This window comes from Roseitalea sp. MMSF_3546, assembly GCF_030732865.1.
Classification (GTDB): Bacteria; Pseudomonadota; Alphaproteobacteria; order Rhizobiales; family Rhizobiaceae; genus Roseitalea.
Window position 1 is genome coordinate 172,166 of sequence record NZ_JASHKB010000001.1, and the last position, 13,601, is coordinate 185,766.

Consider the following 13,601-nt stretch of genomic DNA (forward strand, 5'->3'; position numbering starts at 1 on the left):
CTAAGCGGGCGCGATGAGCCTCGATGTGAAGATATGCGGCCTTTCCACCGCGCCCGCACTCGAAGCGGCCGTCGCCGCCGGCGCGACGCATGCCGGCTTCATCTTCTTCGAAAGGTCGCCGCGCCATGTCACGCCCGCGATCGCGCGCGATCTGGCCGAGACGGCGCGCGCCCGTGGCGTCCGCCCGGTCGCGGTCACGGTCGATGCCGACGATGCGACGATCGACGAGATCGTCGCCGTGATGCGGCCCGACATGTTGCAGCTGCACGGCGCCGAGCCGCCCGCTCGCCTTGCCGCGCTGAAGGCTCGCCACGGGCTCCAGATCATCAAGGCCTTCGCCATCAGCGCGGCTGCCGACCTCGACAAGCTTGCGCCCTATCGCGGCATGGCCGACCGCTTCCTGCTCGACGCCAAGCCGCCGAAGGGCTCGGATCTTCCCGGCGGCAATGGCGTTTGCTTTGACTGGCAGGTGCTGGCCGCACTCGATGCGGACACAGATTATTTTCTGTCGGGCGGGCTGGACCCGGCCAATATCGCCCGGGCGATCGCCATTGCCGATCCGCCGGGCGTCGACATTTCATCGGGCGTGGAGCGCGCGCCCGGCATCAAGGATCCGGCGTTGATCGCGCAATTGTTCGAGGCGATCGCCGGGCACCAGGGCGCACGGCGGCCCGCCGCGCAGGGAGAACACGCATGAACACCATCGCTCAGCCCAATTCCTTCCGCACCGGGCCTGACGAACAGGGCATGTTCGGCATCTTCGGCGGCCGTTTCGTCGCCGAGACGCTGATGCCGCTGATCCTCGATCTTCAGGAGAAGTGGGACGCCGCCAAGGCCGACCCGGCCTTTCTGGCCGAACTGGACGAACTGGGCAGGCACTATACCGGCCGGCCCTCGCCGCTGTATTTCGCCGAGCGGCTGACCGCGCATCTGGGCGGCGCGAGGATCTACTTCAAGCGCGACGAGCTCAACCACACCGGCAGCCACAAGATCAACAACTGCCTGGGCCAGATCCTGCTTGCAAGGCGCATGGGCAAGACGCGCATCATCGCCGAGACCGGTGCCGGCCAGCACGGCGTCGCATCGGCGACCGTATGCGCGCGCTTCGGTTTTCCGTGCCATATCTATATGGGCGCCACCGACATCGAGCGGCAGGCGCCCAACGTGTTCCGCATGAAGCTGCTCGGCGCCGAGGTGACGCCGGTCACCTCCGGCCACGGCACGCTCAAGGACGCCATGAACGAGGCGCTGCGCGACTGGGTGACCAATGTCGACAGCACCTACTACATCATCGGCACGGCGGCCGGCCCGCATCCCTATCCGGAGATGGTGCGCGACTTCCAGTCGGTGATCGGGCGGGAAGCCCGCGAACAGCTCATGCAGGCCGAGGGCCGCCTGCCCGATCTGCTGGTCGCCGCGGTCGGCGGCGGCTCCAACGCGATCGGCCTGTTCCATCCGTTCCTGGACGAAAAGGACGTTGCGATGGTCGGCGTCGAGGCCGGCGGCAAGGGGCTCGACACGGACGAGCACTGCGCATCGCTGACGGCGGGGCGTCCGGGCGTGCTGCACGGCAACCGCACATACCTTTTGCAGGATGGCGACGGGCAGATCGAGGAGGGCCATTCCATCTCGGCCGGGCTCGACTATCCGGGCATCGGGCCCGAGCATTCCTGGCTCAAGGAAAGCGGCCGCGTCGAATACGTGCCGGCGACCGATGACGAGGCGCTCGAGGCCTTCCAGCTCCTGTCGAGGATAGAGGGCATCATCCCCGCGCTCGAGCCCAGCCATGCGCTCGCAGAGGTGGTCAAGCGTGCGCCGAAAATGGGCCGGGACCGGATCATCGTGATGAATCTGTGCGGGCGGGGCGACAAGGACGTCTTCGCCGTCGGCAAGCGGCTGGGATTTGATCTTTGAAACCTTGCCGAGCCGGTCTAGGGTCTGGAGACTGTCAGCACGCGAGGCTGATCCCATGAACGTCATGGTGACCGAACTCTATGACGCGCTTATGAGCGCCGGAGCCAATGAGGAGAAGGCGCGGCAGGCGGCCACCACGCTTGCCACGTCGGATGCCGAATTCAAGAAGCAGTTCGCCGATCTTCGCGAAGACAATCAGAAGATCCGAACCGAGATCGCTGCGCTGCGCGGTGAACTGAAAGGCGAAATCGCGTCGCTTCGAGGAGAACTGAAGAACGATTTCGCGTCGCTGCGTGGTGAACTAAACGGCGAAATCGCGTCGCTGCGCGATGAACTGAAAGGCGAAAACGCGTCGCTGCGCGGTGAACTGAAGAGCGATTTTTCGTCGCTGCGTGGTGAACTGAACGGCGAAATCGCGTCGCTTCGGGGAGAACTGACCTTGGTCAAATGGATGATGGGCGTTCTGATAGCGCTTGCCGTGGCGATCTTCGCACGCACCTTGTTCCTTTAGCCGCTATACGCGATGCCGGCGGGGCGTCGGCAATCGCGATTGACTGCCGGAAATCACGCCAGACGAGACGACAGATGACCGATTTCTCCGATCTCAAGGCGCTGTTCATCAACTGCACGCTCAAGGCCAGCCATCAGGGCGAAAGCCACACCGAGCGGCTGATGCGCAATTCCATGGCGATCATGGACGCCAACGGCGTGACCGTCGACTATCTGCGCGCCGCCGATCACCAAATCGCGCACGGCATCATGCCGGACATGCGCGACCACGGCGCCGAGCGGGACGACTGGCCCGACATCTTTTGGCCGAAGGTGCGCGAGGCGAACATCCTGGTGCTCGGCACGCCGATCTGGCTGGGCGAGGAATCCTCCTATTGCCGCATGATCATCGAGCGGCTCTATGCCCATTCGAGCCAGCAGAACGCGCGCGGCCAGGGCGTCTTCTACGGCAAGGCCGGCGGCTGCGTCGTCACCGGCAACGAGGACGGCATCAAGCACGTCGCCATGACCTGCCTGTACGCACTCCAGCACGTCGGCTACACGATCCCGCCGCAGGCCGACTGCGGCTGGATCGGGGAAGCCGGCCCCGGCGCTTCCTATGGCGATGACGGCGCGGGCTATGACAACGACTTCACCAAGCGCAACACCACCTTCATGAGCTGGAACCTGATGCATCTGGCGAAGATGCTGGCCGATGCGGGCGGCTTTCCCGTCGGCGGCAACCAGCCCGGCAAATGGAGCGAGGGCGAGCGTTTCGACCATCCGGAGATTTCGGCGTGAGCGACATCACCATCTACCACAACCCCGCTTGCGGCACCTCGCGCAACGTGCTGGCGATGATCCGCGCCTCGGGCGCCGAGCCCGAGGTGATCGAATATCTGAAGACGCCGCCGGGGCGCGCCAGGCTTGTCGAACTGATCGATGCGACCGGCCTTTCGGTGCGCGACGTGCTGCGCCGCAAGGGCACGCCCTATGACGAACTGGGCCTGGACGATCCGAAATGGACCGACGACCAGCTCATCGACTTCATGGTCGCCCATCCGATCCTGATGAACCGGCCGATCGTCGTCACCCCGCTGGGGACAGTGCTGGCGCGGCCGTCCGAAAAGGTGCTCGACGTGCTGCCCGATGCCGAAAAGGTCGGCACGTTCACCAAGGAGGACGGCGAGGTCGTGCGGCCCGTGGGCGAACAATGAGGAAGACAATGACCAACCGTTTCGACACGCTGTTCGCCCGCCTGCGCGATGAAGATCGCCCGGCGCTCGTCACCTACATCATGGGCGGCGATCCCGACTTCGACACCTCCGTCGAGATCATGGCCGCGCTGCCCGGGGCGGGCGCCGACATCATCGAGCTCGGCATGCCGTTTTCCGATCCCATGGCCGACGGGCCGGCGATCCAGGCCGCCGGCCAGCGTGCGCTCAGCGGCGGCCAGACGCTGGCGCGGACCCTCGACATGGTGCGCCGGTTTCGCCGCGCCGACACCGAAACGCCCATCGTGCTGATGGGCTATTACAACCCGATCTACATCCATGGCGTCGACCGGTTCCTCGCCGATGCCGGCGAGGCCGGGCTCGACGGGCTGATCGTCGTCGACCTGCCGCCGGAGATGGATGGCGAATTGTGCCTGCCCGCGCTGGACGCGGGCATCAGCTTCATTCGCCTGGCCACGCCGACCACCGACGACAGGCGCCTGCCGACCGTGCTCGCCAACACCTCGGGCTTTGTCTACTACGTGTCGATGACAGGCATCACCGGCTCGGCCATCGCCGACACCGGCGCGGTCGGCCAGGCGGTGTCGCGCATCAAGGCGCACACGCCGCTGCCGGTCTGCGTCGGCTTTGGCGTCAAGACCGCCGAGCAGGCCCGGACCATCGGGCGCGATGCCGATGGCGTGGTCGTCGGAACCGCCATCGTGCAGGCCATCGTCAACTCGCTCGACGATGAAGAGCGCGCCACGCCCGACACCGTCGCCGCGGTCGGCACGCTGGTCGGTGGCCTGGCGGCCGGCGTGCGCGGCGCCCGCCTTGAAGCCGCCGAATAGATGGTCCACATGAGGCGCTCCAACAGGAGTTCGCCATGAACTGGATCACCAGCTATGTGCGCCCGCGCCTGAACTCGATGCTGGGGCGGCGCGAGACACCCGAAAACCTCTGGATCAAGTGTCCCGAATCCGGAGAGATGGTCTTTCACCGGGATGTCGAGGCGAACCAGTGGGTGATCCCCAATTCGGGCCATCACATGAAGATCTCGGCGCGCGAGCGCCTGGGGCACTTTTATGACGAGGGCCGCTTCACCGAGATCGACAATCCCGAAGTCGCCCAGGATCCGCTCAAGTTTCGCGACCAGAAGAAATATGCCGACCGGCTGCGCGACAACCGCGCCAAGACCGGCCTTGAGGACTCCATCATCAACGCCACCGGCACGCTCGACGGCATGCAGATCGTCACCACGGTGCACGATTTCGCGTTCATGGGCGGTTCGCTCGGCATGGCCGCCGGCGAAGCGATCATCAAGGGCTTCGAGACCGCCGTCGAAAGACAGTGCCCGATGGTGCTGTTCGCCGCCTCGGGCGGCGCACGCATGCAGGAGGGCATCCTGTCGCTGATGCAACTGCCGCGCACCACGATCGCCGTGCAGATGCTCAAGGACGCGGGACTGCCCTATATCGTGGTGCTGACGAACCCGACCACCGGCGGCGTGTCGGCGTCCTATGCCATGCTCGGCGATATCCACATCGCCGAACCTGGTGCCGTGATCGGCTTTGCCGGCGCCCGCGTCATCGAGCAGACCATCCGCGAGAAGCTGCCCGATGGGTTCCAGCGTGCCGAATATCTGCTCGATCACGGCATGGTCGACATGGTGGTGCCGCGCCCGGAACTGCGGCGCACCATTGCCCGGCTCTTGCGCATGCTGACCGGTCGCGAGGCGCTTGTGGTCGAGGAACCGGCACCGGACCAGCCCGCCCCCGCCAATGGCGCCGTGCTGGCCAATGGCGAATTTCCCGCCGAAACGGCAGCCGCGCGCGAGCCTTCAGGCGAGGAGACCGCGCAGAACGAACCGGTGGCGGCTTCGCAAGCCGAAGAGGCGCCGCCAAAGACCGCGTCCAGCGCCTGAAGGGATCGCCGGCATGGACAAGCATCTCGGCCCGGTTTCGCCGGGCACGGACCTCGTGCAGCCCGACCGCGCCACGGCCGAGATCGAGGCGCTCATGGCGCTGCATCCCAAGGGCTTCGACCTCTCGCTGGGTCGCGTGCGCCGGCTGCTGGGCGTGCTCGGCGACCCGCAGGACCGGCTGCCGCCGACCATCCACATCGCCGGCACCAACGGCAAGGGTTCGTGCGCCGCCTTCTGCCGCGCCCTGCTCGAGGCAGCCGGTCTGCGCACCCATGTGCACACATCGCCGCATTTGGTGCGCTGGCACGAGCGCTTCCGGCTCGGCGGCAATCTGGTCGACGACGCCCTGCTTGCCGAGACCGTGCGTCGCGTCGCCAGCGCCAATGGCGGCGCCAGGATCACCGTGTTCGAGATCCTGACGGCGGTCATGTTCGTCCTGTTCAGCGAGCAGCCCGCCGATGCCGCCGTGCTCGAGGTCGGCCTTGGCGGCCGCGCCGACGCGACCAATGTGATCACCCGGCCAAGGGTCAGCGTGATCACGCAGATCGGCCTCGACCACCAGGCCTATCTGGGCGACACGGTCGAACTGATCGCCGGCGAGAAGGCCGGCATCATGAAGCCCGGCGTGCCCGTCGTGATCGGCGCGCAGACCCATCCGACTGCGCGCGACGTGCTGATCGCCCGCGCCGAGGCGCTGGGTTGTCCGGCCATCGTCTATGGAGAGGATTTCCTGGCCTTCGAGGAGCATGGCCGGATGGTCTATCAGGACGCGGTGTCGCTTCTGGACCTGCCGCTGCCCGGCCTGCGCGGCCGCCACCAGCTCACCAACGCCGCCGCGGCGATCGCGGCCGTGCGCGCCGGCGGCTTCGAGATGTCCGAGGCGGCGATGGAGCGCGCCATGGCCGCTGCCGACTGGCCGGCCCGCATGCAGCGGCTCGATGCGGGCCGTCTCGTCGATCTGGCGCCGCCCGGCGCCGAAATCTGGCTCGACGGCGGCCACAATCGCGACGGCGCCCTGATGGTCGCCGAATTCGTGGCCGCGCGCGAGGAGGAGGTCGAGCGCCCGCTCTTTCTGATCGCCGCCATGCTCGCCAGCAAGGATGCACCGGGGTATTTCAGCGTCTTCGAAGGGCTCGCCCGCCATGTCTTCACCGTGCCGGTACCGGGCACCGAGGCGGGCGCCGACCCCGGCTTTCTCGCCGACCAGGCCCTGGCGGCGGGGCTGTCGGCCGAGCCGATGGACGACGTGCCCGCCGCGCTGAGGCTTCTGACCGAAAGCTGGAACGGGCTCGAGCGGCCGCCGCGCATCGTCATCTGCGGCTCGCTCTATCTCGCCGGCGAGGTGCTGCGCGCCAACGGCACGCTGCCCGATTGACGGCCGTCAGCTCACGGCCGGCGATGCAAGCTCGGCGATCAGCTTGGCAAGCGCTTCGCCCGCCCGTTCCAGCGGCCCGGAATTGTCGATGGCGATCAGGCCGGGAACGGCCAGATGCGCCTCGACGCGTCGTGCCAGTCGCGCCGCGATCTGATCGGCGGTTTCGCGGCCGCGCGCGGCCAGCCGATCCGCGATCACCTCCGGCGCGGCGGTGATCTCGACGACACGCACCGTCACGAAGCGCGATCGGATGGCGGGCAGAGCGCGGCGCGAGCCGTTGGCAACGGCAATGCCGCCGGCCTCGACATGGTCCAGCGCCGCGCGCGGCAGCCCGTAGCCGAGCCCGTGCGCCCGCCAGCTCGCGCAGAACGCACCGGCCCGTTCGAGCGCGCCGAACTCCGCCTCGCTGACCGGCCGATGGTCCTCGCCGCCCGCATCGGCGGGCCGGCTGATTGTCCGTCGCACGAACATGATGTCATGGCGTTCGCCGAGCCGTTGGCGGGCAACGCCGATCACGGCATCCTTGCCGACGCCGCTTGCACCGACCACGGCGACGAGCACGCCGGTCATTGCAGCGTTCCGCGGTCGGATTGAGCCATTGTGCCGGGCCGGTTCGGGTGGGGTTCCGGCCGGCGGACGCCCACGGCGTTCAAGCGCTTGCCCGTCGCCCCGCCACGCGCCGCGCGCTTGTGCTGGTGGATCGCCTCGCCGACCGGGAAACAGGATCGATTCAATCTCATCACAGAACGCTTCAGGCGACCCTTTGCCCCTCGCGCCAGACCTGGCGGACCACGGGCACGCCCTCCTGGCGGCCGACCCGCACCAGATCGGCCCGCAGCCCCGGCCGCAATGCGCCGCGATCGTTCAGGCCGACCTGACGCGCCGGATTGGCGGTGACCATGGCGACCGCCTCGGGCAGCGCGATCCGCTCGACCTGGTCGGCCAGGAGAAACGGCGCATAGACCAGGCTGAACGGGACGTAGTCCGACGAAAGCACGTCCAGGACCCCTGCCTCGGCCAAAGTGCGCGCGGCGATATTGCCCGAATGGGACTTGCCGCGCACCACGTTCGGCGCGCCCATCAGCACACCCAGGCCCGCTTCGTGGCTTGCCCGCGCCGCTTCCATCGATGTGGGAAATTCGGCCACCGACACGTTGAAGGACATCGCTTCCTCGACATGGTCGAGCGTCGCATCGTCATGGCTGGCAAGGGCGATGCCGCGCGCACCGCAAATGGCTGCCAGCGCGTGGCGATGCCTGTCCGAATAGATCGCCGCCTGCATCTGCCGGCGTTCGACAAAGGCGCGGAACGCCTCGTCGGAAAGCCCGCGCTTGGTCTTGTAGTACAGCTCGTACTGGTCGAGCGTCTGGAACTGGCGCTGGCCGGGCGTATGGTCCATCAGCGAGACAAGGCCGACGCTCTCGTCGTCCTCGAACGCGGCGAAATGGTCCATCACATCGGCGGACGAGACCTCGCAGCGCAGGTGAATGCGGTGTTCGGCGCGCAGCCGGCCTTCGGCCTGGCTCGCCTTGATGGCGTCGGCCATGGCGCGCATCTCGCCTCGCTCGAAGCCGCCTTCCTCGTCCGACCCCAGGCGCAGGCAGTCGAAGACGGTGGTGATGCCGGAGGCGGCGATCTGCGAATCGTGGGCCTGGATCGCCGCCGTCAGCGGCCAGCGCACGCCGGGGCGCGGCGCATAGTGCTGTTCGAGATGGTCGGTGTGCAATTCGATCAGGCCGGGGATGATGTAGTCGCCGCCGACATCCTCGCCCGTCCTGGCGACGCCCTCGCCGATCTCGGTGATAACGCGTCCGTCGATGACGATCGTGCCGTGCATGATCGTGTCCTCGAGCACGCAGCGGGCATTGGTCAGAACGGTCGTCATGGGCGTGGCTTGGTGACCCCAATAGATCGCGCGACAAGCCCCGTCATATCATTGTTGTTTGTGACGTCACAGTGACTGCCCGCGCCGAGGGCCAACCGCATGCGCATGCAACCGTGAAATGCTGCGCCGAAAAGCGCAATCTGGAATAGTATTGACAGGGCGAGATCATGCCCGAGTCGTGTGAATTCGTCGTAAATCGTACGACATGGAAGATTAGATTTCAAACGGAGCGGGCATAGCGCGAATTTTAATTTTTGGGGAAAGGTGGCCTTCAAGTGCGCTGGACAATAATCGCACCTGTCGAAAAGGGGGACCACCATGCCACGCTCAACACACAGGAGTTCGTTTCGCCGGCTAGGCCGCGCGCGTGAGGGGACGGTCGCCGTCGAACTTGCCATCGTCGGTCCGGTCTTCATACTGCTCATGTTCGGGATGATCGCCTATGGAATCTATTTCGGTGCCGCCCACTCCATGCAGCAACTGGCCGCCGATGCGGCGCGTGCCAGCGTTGCCGGGCTCGACGAAGACGAGCGGACCCGCCTGGCCGAGAGGTTCGTCAGCCTGAACTCAAGCCAGTACATGCTGATCGATCCCGAAGCGGTGACGATCAGCGCCGCCGGCAGTGCGCGCGATGCCAGCCAGTTTCTGGTGTCGGTGAGCTATGACGCAAGGCAGCTGCCGATCTGGAACCTGCATGTCCCCCTGCCTCTGCCCGAGCAGATGATCATGCGGACCTCCACCATTCGCGTGGGAGGCGTATGATGGCCATTCTCGCACGAGCGCGGCGCCGGCTCTTCGCACTGCGGCGCCAAACGCGCGGCAATGTCGCGATCATGTCCGCCCTCTTCATGCCGATAGCCGTGGGGCTGGCAGCGATCGCCGTCGATGCAGGATCGCTTTATCTCGAACGCCGCGAAGCGCAGTCGCTGGTCGATCTTGCCGCCATCACCGCCGCCGCCAACCTGGACGATGCCGAACGCGCCGTGAAACTGACCATGAGCGACAATGGCGTCGGCTCGGTCCTGGTGAAGTCTGTCGAGCCCGGCGATGCGCTCGACGAGATCGTCGAGGAGGCCGTGTCCGGCGGGCAGAACCTCGTGCTGGTCGAAAAGGGTCATTACCGGCCTGACCCCGCTCTGGCACCCCAGGACCGCTTCACGCCGGGCGGCTATCCCCACAACGCTGTGCGCGTGACCATGCACATTGAGGGCCAGCTCTTCTTCGGCGCCGGCCTGATCGACGACCCGAAGATCGTCGCAAGCGGCATCGGGCATGGCGAGGCCAAGGCGGCCTTCTCGGTCGGATCGCGGCTGGCGCGGGTCGACGACGGCCTGCTGAACGCGCTGCTCAACGGCTTGCTCGGCACCAATGTGTCGCTGTCGGTCATGGACTACGAGGCGCTGATCGATGCCGATGTCGACCTGCTGAGCTTCATCGACGGACTGGCGAGCGAGATCGGCATCACCGCCGGCACCTATGACGATGTTCTCGACAGCGCCGTAAGCATCGGCGACATCGCCGCGGTCGCCGCCGATCTGACGGGTTCGCCCGGCGCTCGGTCGGCACTCGTCAAGCTCGCCAACGACCATGGCGCGGCCGGCGTTTCGGTGCCGCTGTCGCACATGTTCGACCTGGGCGCCCTGGGCCAACTGGCGCTGGGCGAGGGGCCTTCGGCATTGGACGCCGCCGTCGGCGTCATGCAGGTGTTGACGGCGGCCGCCGCGCTCGGCGACGGCGAAAACCAGGTCGCGCTCGATCTCGGCCTCGTCGTGCCCGGCCTTGCCGCGCTGACCGTCGACCTTGCGATCGGCGAGCCGCCGCAGAACATTGCATGGTTCGCCGTGGGCGATGGCGGCGAGACCGTTCGCACCGCGCAGACGCGGCTTTACATCGAGGCGCGGGTGGGCGGCACGGGCCTTTTGTCGAGCACCGGCGTGCGCCTGCCGCTCTATCTCGAACTCGCCTATGCCGAAGCGCGACTGAAGAGCGTCTCGTGCCCCTCCGGCCGGCCGGAATCGGCACGGGTGGAAGTGGAGGCGCGTCCCGGCATCGCCGATCTGTGGATCGCCGAGGTCGACCGCGACAGCTTCCGTCGATTTGCCGACACGCCCGATACCGGGCCGGCGCGAATCGTTTCGGCGCCACTGATAAGGGTGAAGGGCCAGGCACATCTGGAGATCGGCAATCAGGCCTACCAGGACATCAGCTTCGATCACCGCGACATCGAGCAGCAGACGATCAAGCAGGTCGCCACACGCGACTATGTCAACTCCGTCGTTGCGTCGCTCATCGGCGATCTCGATCTGGAGGTGCAGGTTGCGATCCTGGGGCTCAATCTGCCCGGTCTGGTGACGCGCACCGTCAGCGGCCTGATCACGCCGCTGGCCGCCCCGCTCGATCAGGTCGTCTACGGTCTTCTGACCGTGCTCGGCGTGCGTGTGGGCGAGGCGGACGTGCGGGTCCATGGCGTCACCTGCCAGCGCGCCGTTCTGGTTCAATAACCCCCGGGTGGCGGTCGGTCGCCGAATGCGGGCCGCCGACTGCTGCCAGAAAAGGCCTTTGCCCGACCGGGCACTGGCCGCAGCTGCGAGATCGGCCGGCGCCGCCGATCCGGTTCACATCGCTTCGGGCTGGGCGGTCACAGGGGTGTGTCGTCTTCGTCGGCGAGCGACTTGACCAGTTCGATCACCCGGCGGCGGACCTTCGGGTCGGCGATCTTCACGAATGCTCGATTGAGTTGCAGGCCTTCCGAGCTGGACAGGAAGTTCACGACATAGGTCGTGGCGCTCTCCTCGAAGCCCGATTCGGACACGACGGGCGAATCGCCGGGTGCATCCTCGAAGAAAAACGACACGGGCACGTTCAGGATCGAGGCGATGTTCTGCAGCCGGCTGGCACCGACGCGATTGGTGCCCTTTTCGTATTTCTGCACCTGCTGAAAGGTGATCCCGAGGCTCTCCCCAAGCCTTTCCTGGCTCATTCCAAGCATTGTGCGGCGCAGGCGAATACGGCTGCCGACGTGTACGTCGATTGGATTGGGTTGTTTCTTCTTATCGCTCATTCTGCGTCCCTTCCGCCGGTGATGCGGACAATTTCCACAATAGGACCAGATGCTTCGCCTTGCGCACCGCGATACGCAGCCCCCTGCTCGGCCTGCTACGTATGAGCCGCGGGCACTGATTGTGTCAATCGTCTGGCCTGTGAATTCGCCCGAAACGCCGGCGCCGCAACGACCCGATAACCGCAATAGCTGAAAGTACCGCAAGAAACAACCAAAAGGTGTATTTACGCTGCGCACTTGTCAGCATTGGTTGTATTCCGGAGGGCAAGGTCACGTCGGTGACGCCACGCGAATCAATGTCAATTCGAGCGACGAATCGGCCATAGGGGTCGACCACGGCGGAGATGCCATTGTTGGCGACCCGCACCATCGGCAGGCCGGTCTCCACCGGGCGCAGCCGTGCCTTGTGCAGGTGCTGCCACGGCCCTGGCGTGCGGCCGAACCAGGCGTCGTTGGTGACGTTGACGATCACGTCGACATCGGCGATTGCCGGTGCCGCGACAAGCCGCGGAAAGATCGCCTCGTAGCAGATCAGCGGCAGGACGGTGAAGCCGCCGGCAAGCGTGATCAGCGCGCGGCCGGGCGCCGCCGAATAGCCGCGATCTGCGGCGGCGACGGCACGCAGGCCGATCCCTTCCAGCCAACCGGCAAGGGGCAGGTATTCGCCGAAGGGGACCAGATGCACCTTGTCGGAGGCGGCGTCGATCACGCCTTCGGCACTGATTGCCATGACCGAGTTGTAGAACCGGTTGCCGCCGGCCTCGGCCGGTTCCTCGCGGATCGCGCCGGCCAGCAGCGCCTGTTCCTCGCCCAGTGCCTCGCCGATGGCGCTCAGCGCGCCCGGCTCGCGCGTCAGGATGAAGGGCACCGAGGTTTCCGGCCAGATGACGATGTCGGGCGCCTGGGCGTCGTGGCCGGGCGGCAGGGCGGTCAGGTCGAGCAGCAGGCGGAAATCCTCCTGGCGGCTTGCCTCGTCCATCTTTCGCTCTTGCGAGATTGCCGGCTGGACCAGACGCAGCACCGGGCCGTCTGCCGCATCCGGCTCAGGAGCCTGTGCCAGACGCCAGGCGCCAAAGCCGATATGCGCACCCAGCAGGACCAGCGACAGCGCGCTCGCCACATTGCCGGCCCTTCGCCCGGCCGCGAACTGCGCCGGCAGCGCGAAGACCAGAACGGCAAAGGCGCTCATCGCGAAGATGCCGCCCAGCGCCACCGATTGCATCATGACCGGCACGGGCATGATGGCGTAGCCGAGCGTATGCCAGGGAAAGCCGGTCAGCACGAAGCCGCGCGCCCATTCGGCCAGGCCGAACGCGGCGGCAAGCGCGAAGATGCGCGTCACGCCGCCCGACCAGAACAGCCAGGCGAGCGCGCAGGCCGCGCCGTAGAACACGGCCAGGATCGCGGGCAGGCCGAGCACGGCCAGCGGAATCGCCCAGGCAAATTCCGGTGCCTCGACCAGCAGCGCGTTGGAGATCCACCACAGGCCGGCGGTGAAGTAGCCCAGCCCGAACAGCCAGCCGGTCGCAAAGGCCGGCAGCCAGGCAAGCCACGCCCGGCCCGTGCCTTCCGGCACCGCACCGTCGAGCAACCAGACGAGCGCGGGGAACGTCGCGAACAGGACGATGAACAGATGGAACGGGGCCTGGGCGAGTGCGCTGACAGCGCCAAGGCCGATCGCAAGACCGGCGCGCCGCCAGCCGGTCAGCAGCAAGATGCGTTGCGCAAGTCGTTCCATG

At 66.7% G+C, this 13,601-nt stretch carries 14 protein-coding genes; 10 read left to right on the plus strand and 4 right to left on the minus strand.

Features of this window, described 5'->3' with window-relative positions; genetic code table 11:
- Window positions 1-13 precede the first annotated feature (13 nt).
- The 8 genes from RBB34_RS00880 to RBB34_RS00915 all read left to right on the plus strand — a co-directional run bounded on the left by RBB34_RS00880 (window position 14) and on the right by RBB34_RS00915 (window position 6,916).
- Window positions 14-697 (plus strand): phosphoribosylanthranilate isomerase, encoded by a 684-nt coding sequence (locus RBB34_RS00880; protein ID WP_306117287.1) that lies wholly within the window; start codon window positions 14-16, stop codon window positions 695-697.
- Window positions 694-1,914 (plus strand): tryptophan synthase subunit beta, encoded by a 1,221-nt coding sequence (trpB, locus tag RBB34_RS00885; RefSeq protein WP_306117288.1) that lies wholly within the window; start codon window positions 694-696, stop codon window positions 1,912-1,914. The genes RBB34_RS00880 and trpB overlap by 4 nt, the downstream gene beginning before the upstream one ends.
- Before the next feature lie 55 nt (window positions 1,915-1,969).
- The gene (locus RBB34_RS00890; protein ID WP_306117289.1) at window positions 1,970-2,425 is read left to right on the plus strand and encodes a hypothetical protein; all 456 of its coding nucleotides are present in this window, start codon (window positions 1,970-1,972) and stop codon (window positions 2,423-2,425) included.
- Between the two features lie 74 nt (window positions 2,426-2,499).
- On the plus strand, window positions 2,500-3,204 hold the full coding sequence (locus RBB34_RS00895; RefSeq protein ID WP_306117290.1) for a flavodoxin family protein: 705 nt from the start codon (window positions 2,500-2,502) through the stop codon (window positions 3,202-3,204).
- Window positions 3,201-3,620 carry an arsenate reductase (glutaredoxin) gene (arsC, locus tag RBB34_RS00900; RefSeq protein WP_306117291.1) on the plus strand — a complete coding sequence of 140 codons (420 nt, stop codon included), beginning with the start codon at window positions 3,201-3,203 and terminating at the stop codon, window positions 3,618-3,620. Before RBB34_RS00895 ends, arsC begins: the two co-directional genes overlap by 4 nt.
- 8 nt (window positions 3,621-3,628) lie before the next feature.
- Window positions 3,629-4,468: a tryptophan synthase subunit alpha gene (trpA, locus tag RBB34_RS00905; protein ID WP_306117292.1), complete on the plus strand. Its 840-nt coding sequence runs from the start codon at window positions 3,629-3,631 to the stop codon at window positions 4,466-4,468.
- A 35-nt stretch (window positions 4,469-4,503) separates the two neighbouring features.
- A complete protein-coding gene (gene accD, locus RBB34_RS00910) occupies window positions 4,504-5,541 on the plus strand; it encodes an acetyl-CoA carboxylase, carboxyltransferase subunit beta (RefSeq protein ID WP_306117293.1) in 1,038 nt (345 codons plus the stop codon).
- Between the two features lie 94 nt (window positions 5,542-5,635).
- On the plus strand, window positions 5,636-6,916 hold the full coding sequence (locus tag RBB34_RS00915) for a folylpolyglutamate synthase/dihydrofolate synthase family protein (protein WP_306117467.1): 1,281 nt from the start codon (window positions 5,636-5,638) through the stop codon (window positions 6,914-6,916).
- A 6-nt stretch (window positions 6,917-6,922) separates the two neighbouring features.
- Here the strand turns inward: RBB34_RS00915 and phnN are convergent, their stop codons facing one another.
- Both phnN and RBB34_RS00925 read right to left on the minus strand, forming a co-directional pair.
- A complete protein-coding gene (gene phnN / locus RBB34_RS00920; RefSeq protein WP_306117294.1) occupies window positions 6,923-7,486 on the minus strand; it encodes a phosphonate metabolism protein/1,5-bisphosphokinase (PRPP-forming) PhnN in 564 nt (187 codons plus the stop codon).
- A gap of 181 nt (window positions 7,487-7,667) precedes the next feature.
- Window positions 7,668-8,801 carry an alpha-D-ribose 1-methylphosphonate 5-triphosphate diphosphatase gene (locus tag RBB34_RS00925; RefSeq protein ID WP_306117295.1) on the minus strand — a complete coding sequence of 378 codons (1,134 nt, stop codon included), beginning with the start codon at window positions 8,799-8,801 and terminating at the stop codon, window positions 7,668-7,670.
- Window positions 8,802-9,119: 318 nt separating this feature from the next.
- On the opposite strand from RBB34_RS00925, the gene RBB34_RS00930 reads away from it, so the two are divergent.
- Both RBB34_RS00930 and RBB34_RS00935 read left to right on the plus strand, forming a co-directional pair.
- Window positions 9,120-9,563, plus strand: coding sequence for a TadE/TadG family type IV pilus assembly protein (locus tag RBB34_RS00930; RefSeq protein ID WP_306117296.1), 444 nt, complete (start codon window positions 9,120-9,122; stop codon window positions 9,561-9,563).
- Window positions 9,563-11,302 carry a pilus assembly protein TadG-related protein gene (locus RBB34_RS00935; RefSeq protein ID WP_306117297.1) on the plus strand — a complete coding sequence of 580 codons (1,740 nt, stop codon included), beginning with the start codon at window positions 9,563-9,565 and terminating at the stop codon, window positions 11,300-11,302. The genes RBB34_RS00930 and RBB34_RS00935 overlap by 1 nt, the downstream gene beginning before the upstream one ends.
- Window positions 11,303-11,439: 137 nt before the next feature.
- On the opposite strand, the gene RBB34_RS00940 is transcribed toward RBB34_RS00935, so the two are convergent.
- A complete protein-coding gene (locus tag RBB34_RS00940; protein ID WP_306117298.1) occupies window positions 11,440-11,862 on the minus strand; it encodes a helix-turn-helix domain-containing protein in 423 nt (140 codons plus the stop codon).
- A 124-nt stretch (window positions 11,863-11,986) separates the two neighbouring features.
- Window positions 11,987-13,600: an apolipoprotein N-acyltransferase gene (gene lnt / locus RBB34_RS00945; protein WP_306117299.1), complete on the minus strand. Its 1,614-nt coding sequence runs from the start codon at window positions 13,598-13,600 to the stop codon at window positions 11,987-11,989.
- Window position 13,601: the final 1 nt, after the last annotated feature.

Excerpts from the sequence above, each read along its gene's own strand:
- RBB34_RS00880 (WP_306117287.1), top strand. The coding sequence starts at position 14 with ATGAGCCTCGATGTGAAGATATGCGGCCTTTCCACCGCGCCCGCACTC.
- trpB (WP_306117288.1), top strand. The coding sequence starts at position 694 with ATGAACACCATCGCTCAGCCCAATTCCTTCCGCACCGGGCCTGACGAA.
- RBB34_RS00890 (WP_306117289.1), top strand. The coding sequence starts at position 1,970 with ATGAACGTCATGGTGACCGAACTCTATGACGCGCTTATGAGCGCCGGA.
- RBB34_RS00895 (WP_306117290.1), top strand. The coding sequence starts at position 2,500 with ATGACCGATTTCTCCGATCTCAAGGCGCTGTTCATCAACTGCACGCTC.
- trpA (WP_306117292.1), top strand. The coding sequence starts at position 3,629 with ATGACCAACCGTTTCGACACGCTGTTCGCCCGCCTGCGCGATGAAGAT.
- accD (WP_306117293.1), top strand. The coding sequence starts at position 4,504 with ATGAACTGGATCACCAGCTATGTGCGCCCGCGCCTGAACTCGATGCTG.
- RBB34_RS00915 (WP_306117467.1), top strand. The coding sequence starts at position 5,636 with ATGGCGCTGCATCCCAAGGGCTTCGACCTCTCGCTGGGTCGCGTGCGC.
- phnN (WP_306117294.1), bottom strand. The coding sequence starts at position 7,486 with ATGACCGGCGTGCTCGTCGCCGTGGTCGGTGCAAGCGGCGTCGGCAAG.
- RBB34_RS00925 (WP_306117295.1), bottom strand. The coding sequence starts at position 8,801 with ATGACGACCGTTCTGACCAATGCCCGCTGCGTGCTCGAGGACACGATC.
- RBB34_RS00930 (WP_306117296.1), top strand. The coding sequence starts at position 9,120 with ATGCCACGCTCAACACACAGGAGTTCGTTTCGCCGGCTAGGCCGCGCG.
- RBB34_RS00935 (WP_306117297.1), top strand. The coding sequence starts at position 9,563 with ATGGCCATTCTCGCACGAGCGCGGCGCCGGCTCTTCGCACTGCGGCGC.
- RBB34_RS00940 (WP_306117298.1), bottom strand. The coding sequence starts at position 11,862 with ATGAGCGATAAGAAGAAACAACCCAATCCAATCGACGTACACGTCGGC.
- lnt (WP_306117299.1), bottom strand. The coding sequence starts at position 13,600 with ATGGAACGACTTGCGCAACGCATCTTGCTGCTGACCGGCTGGCGGCGC.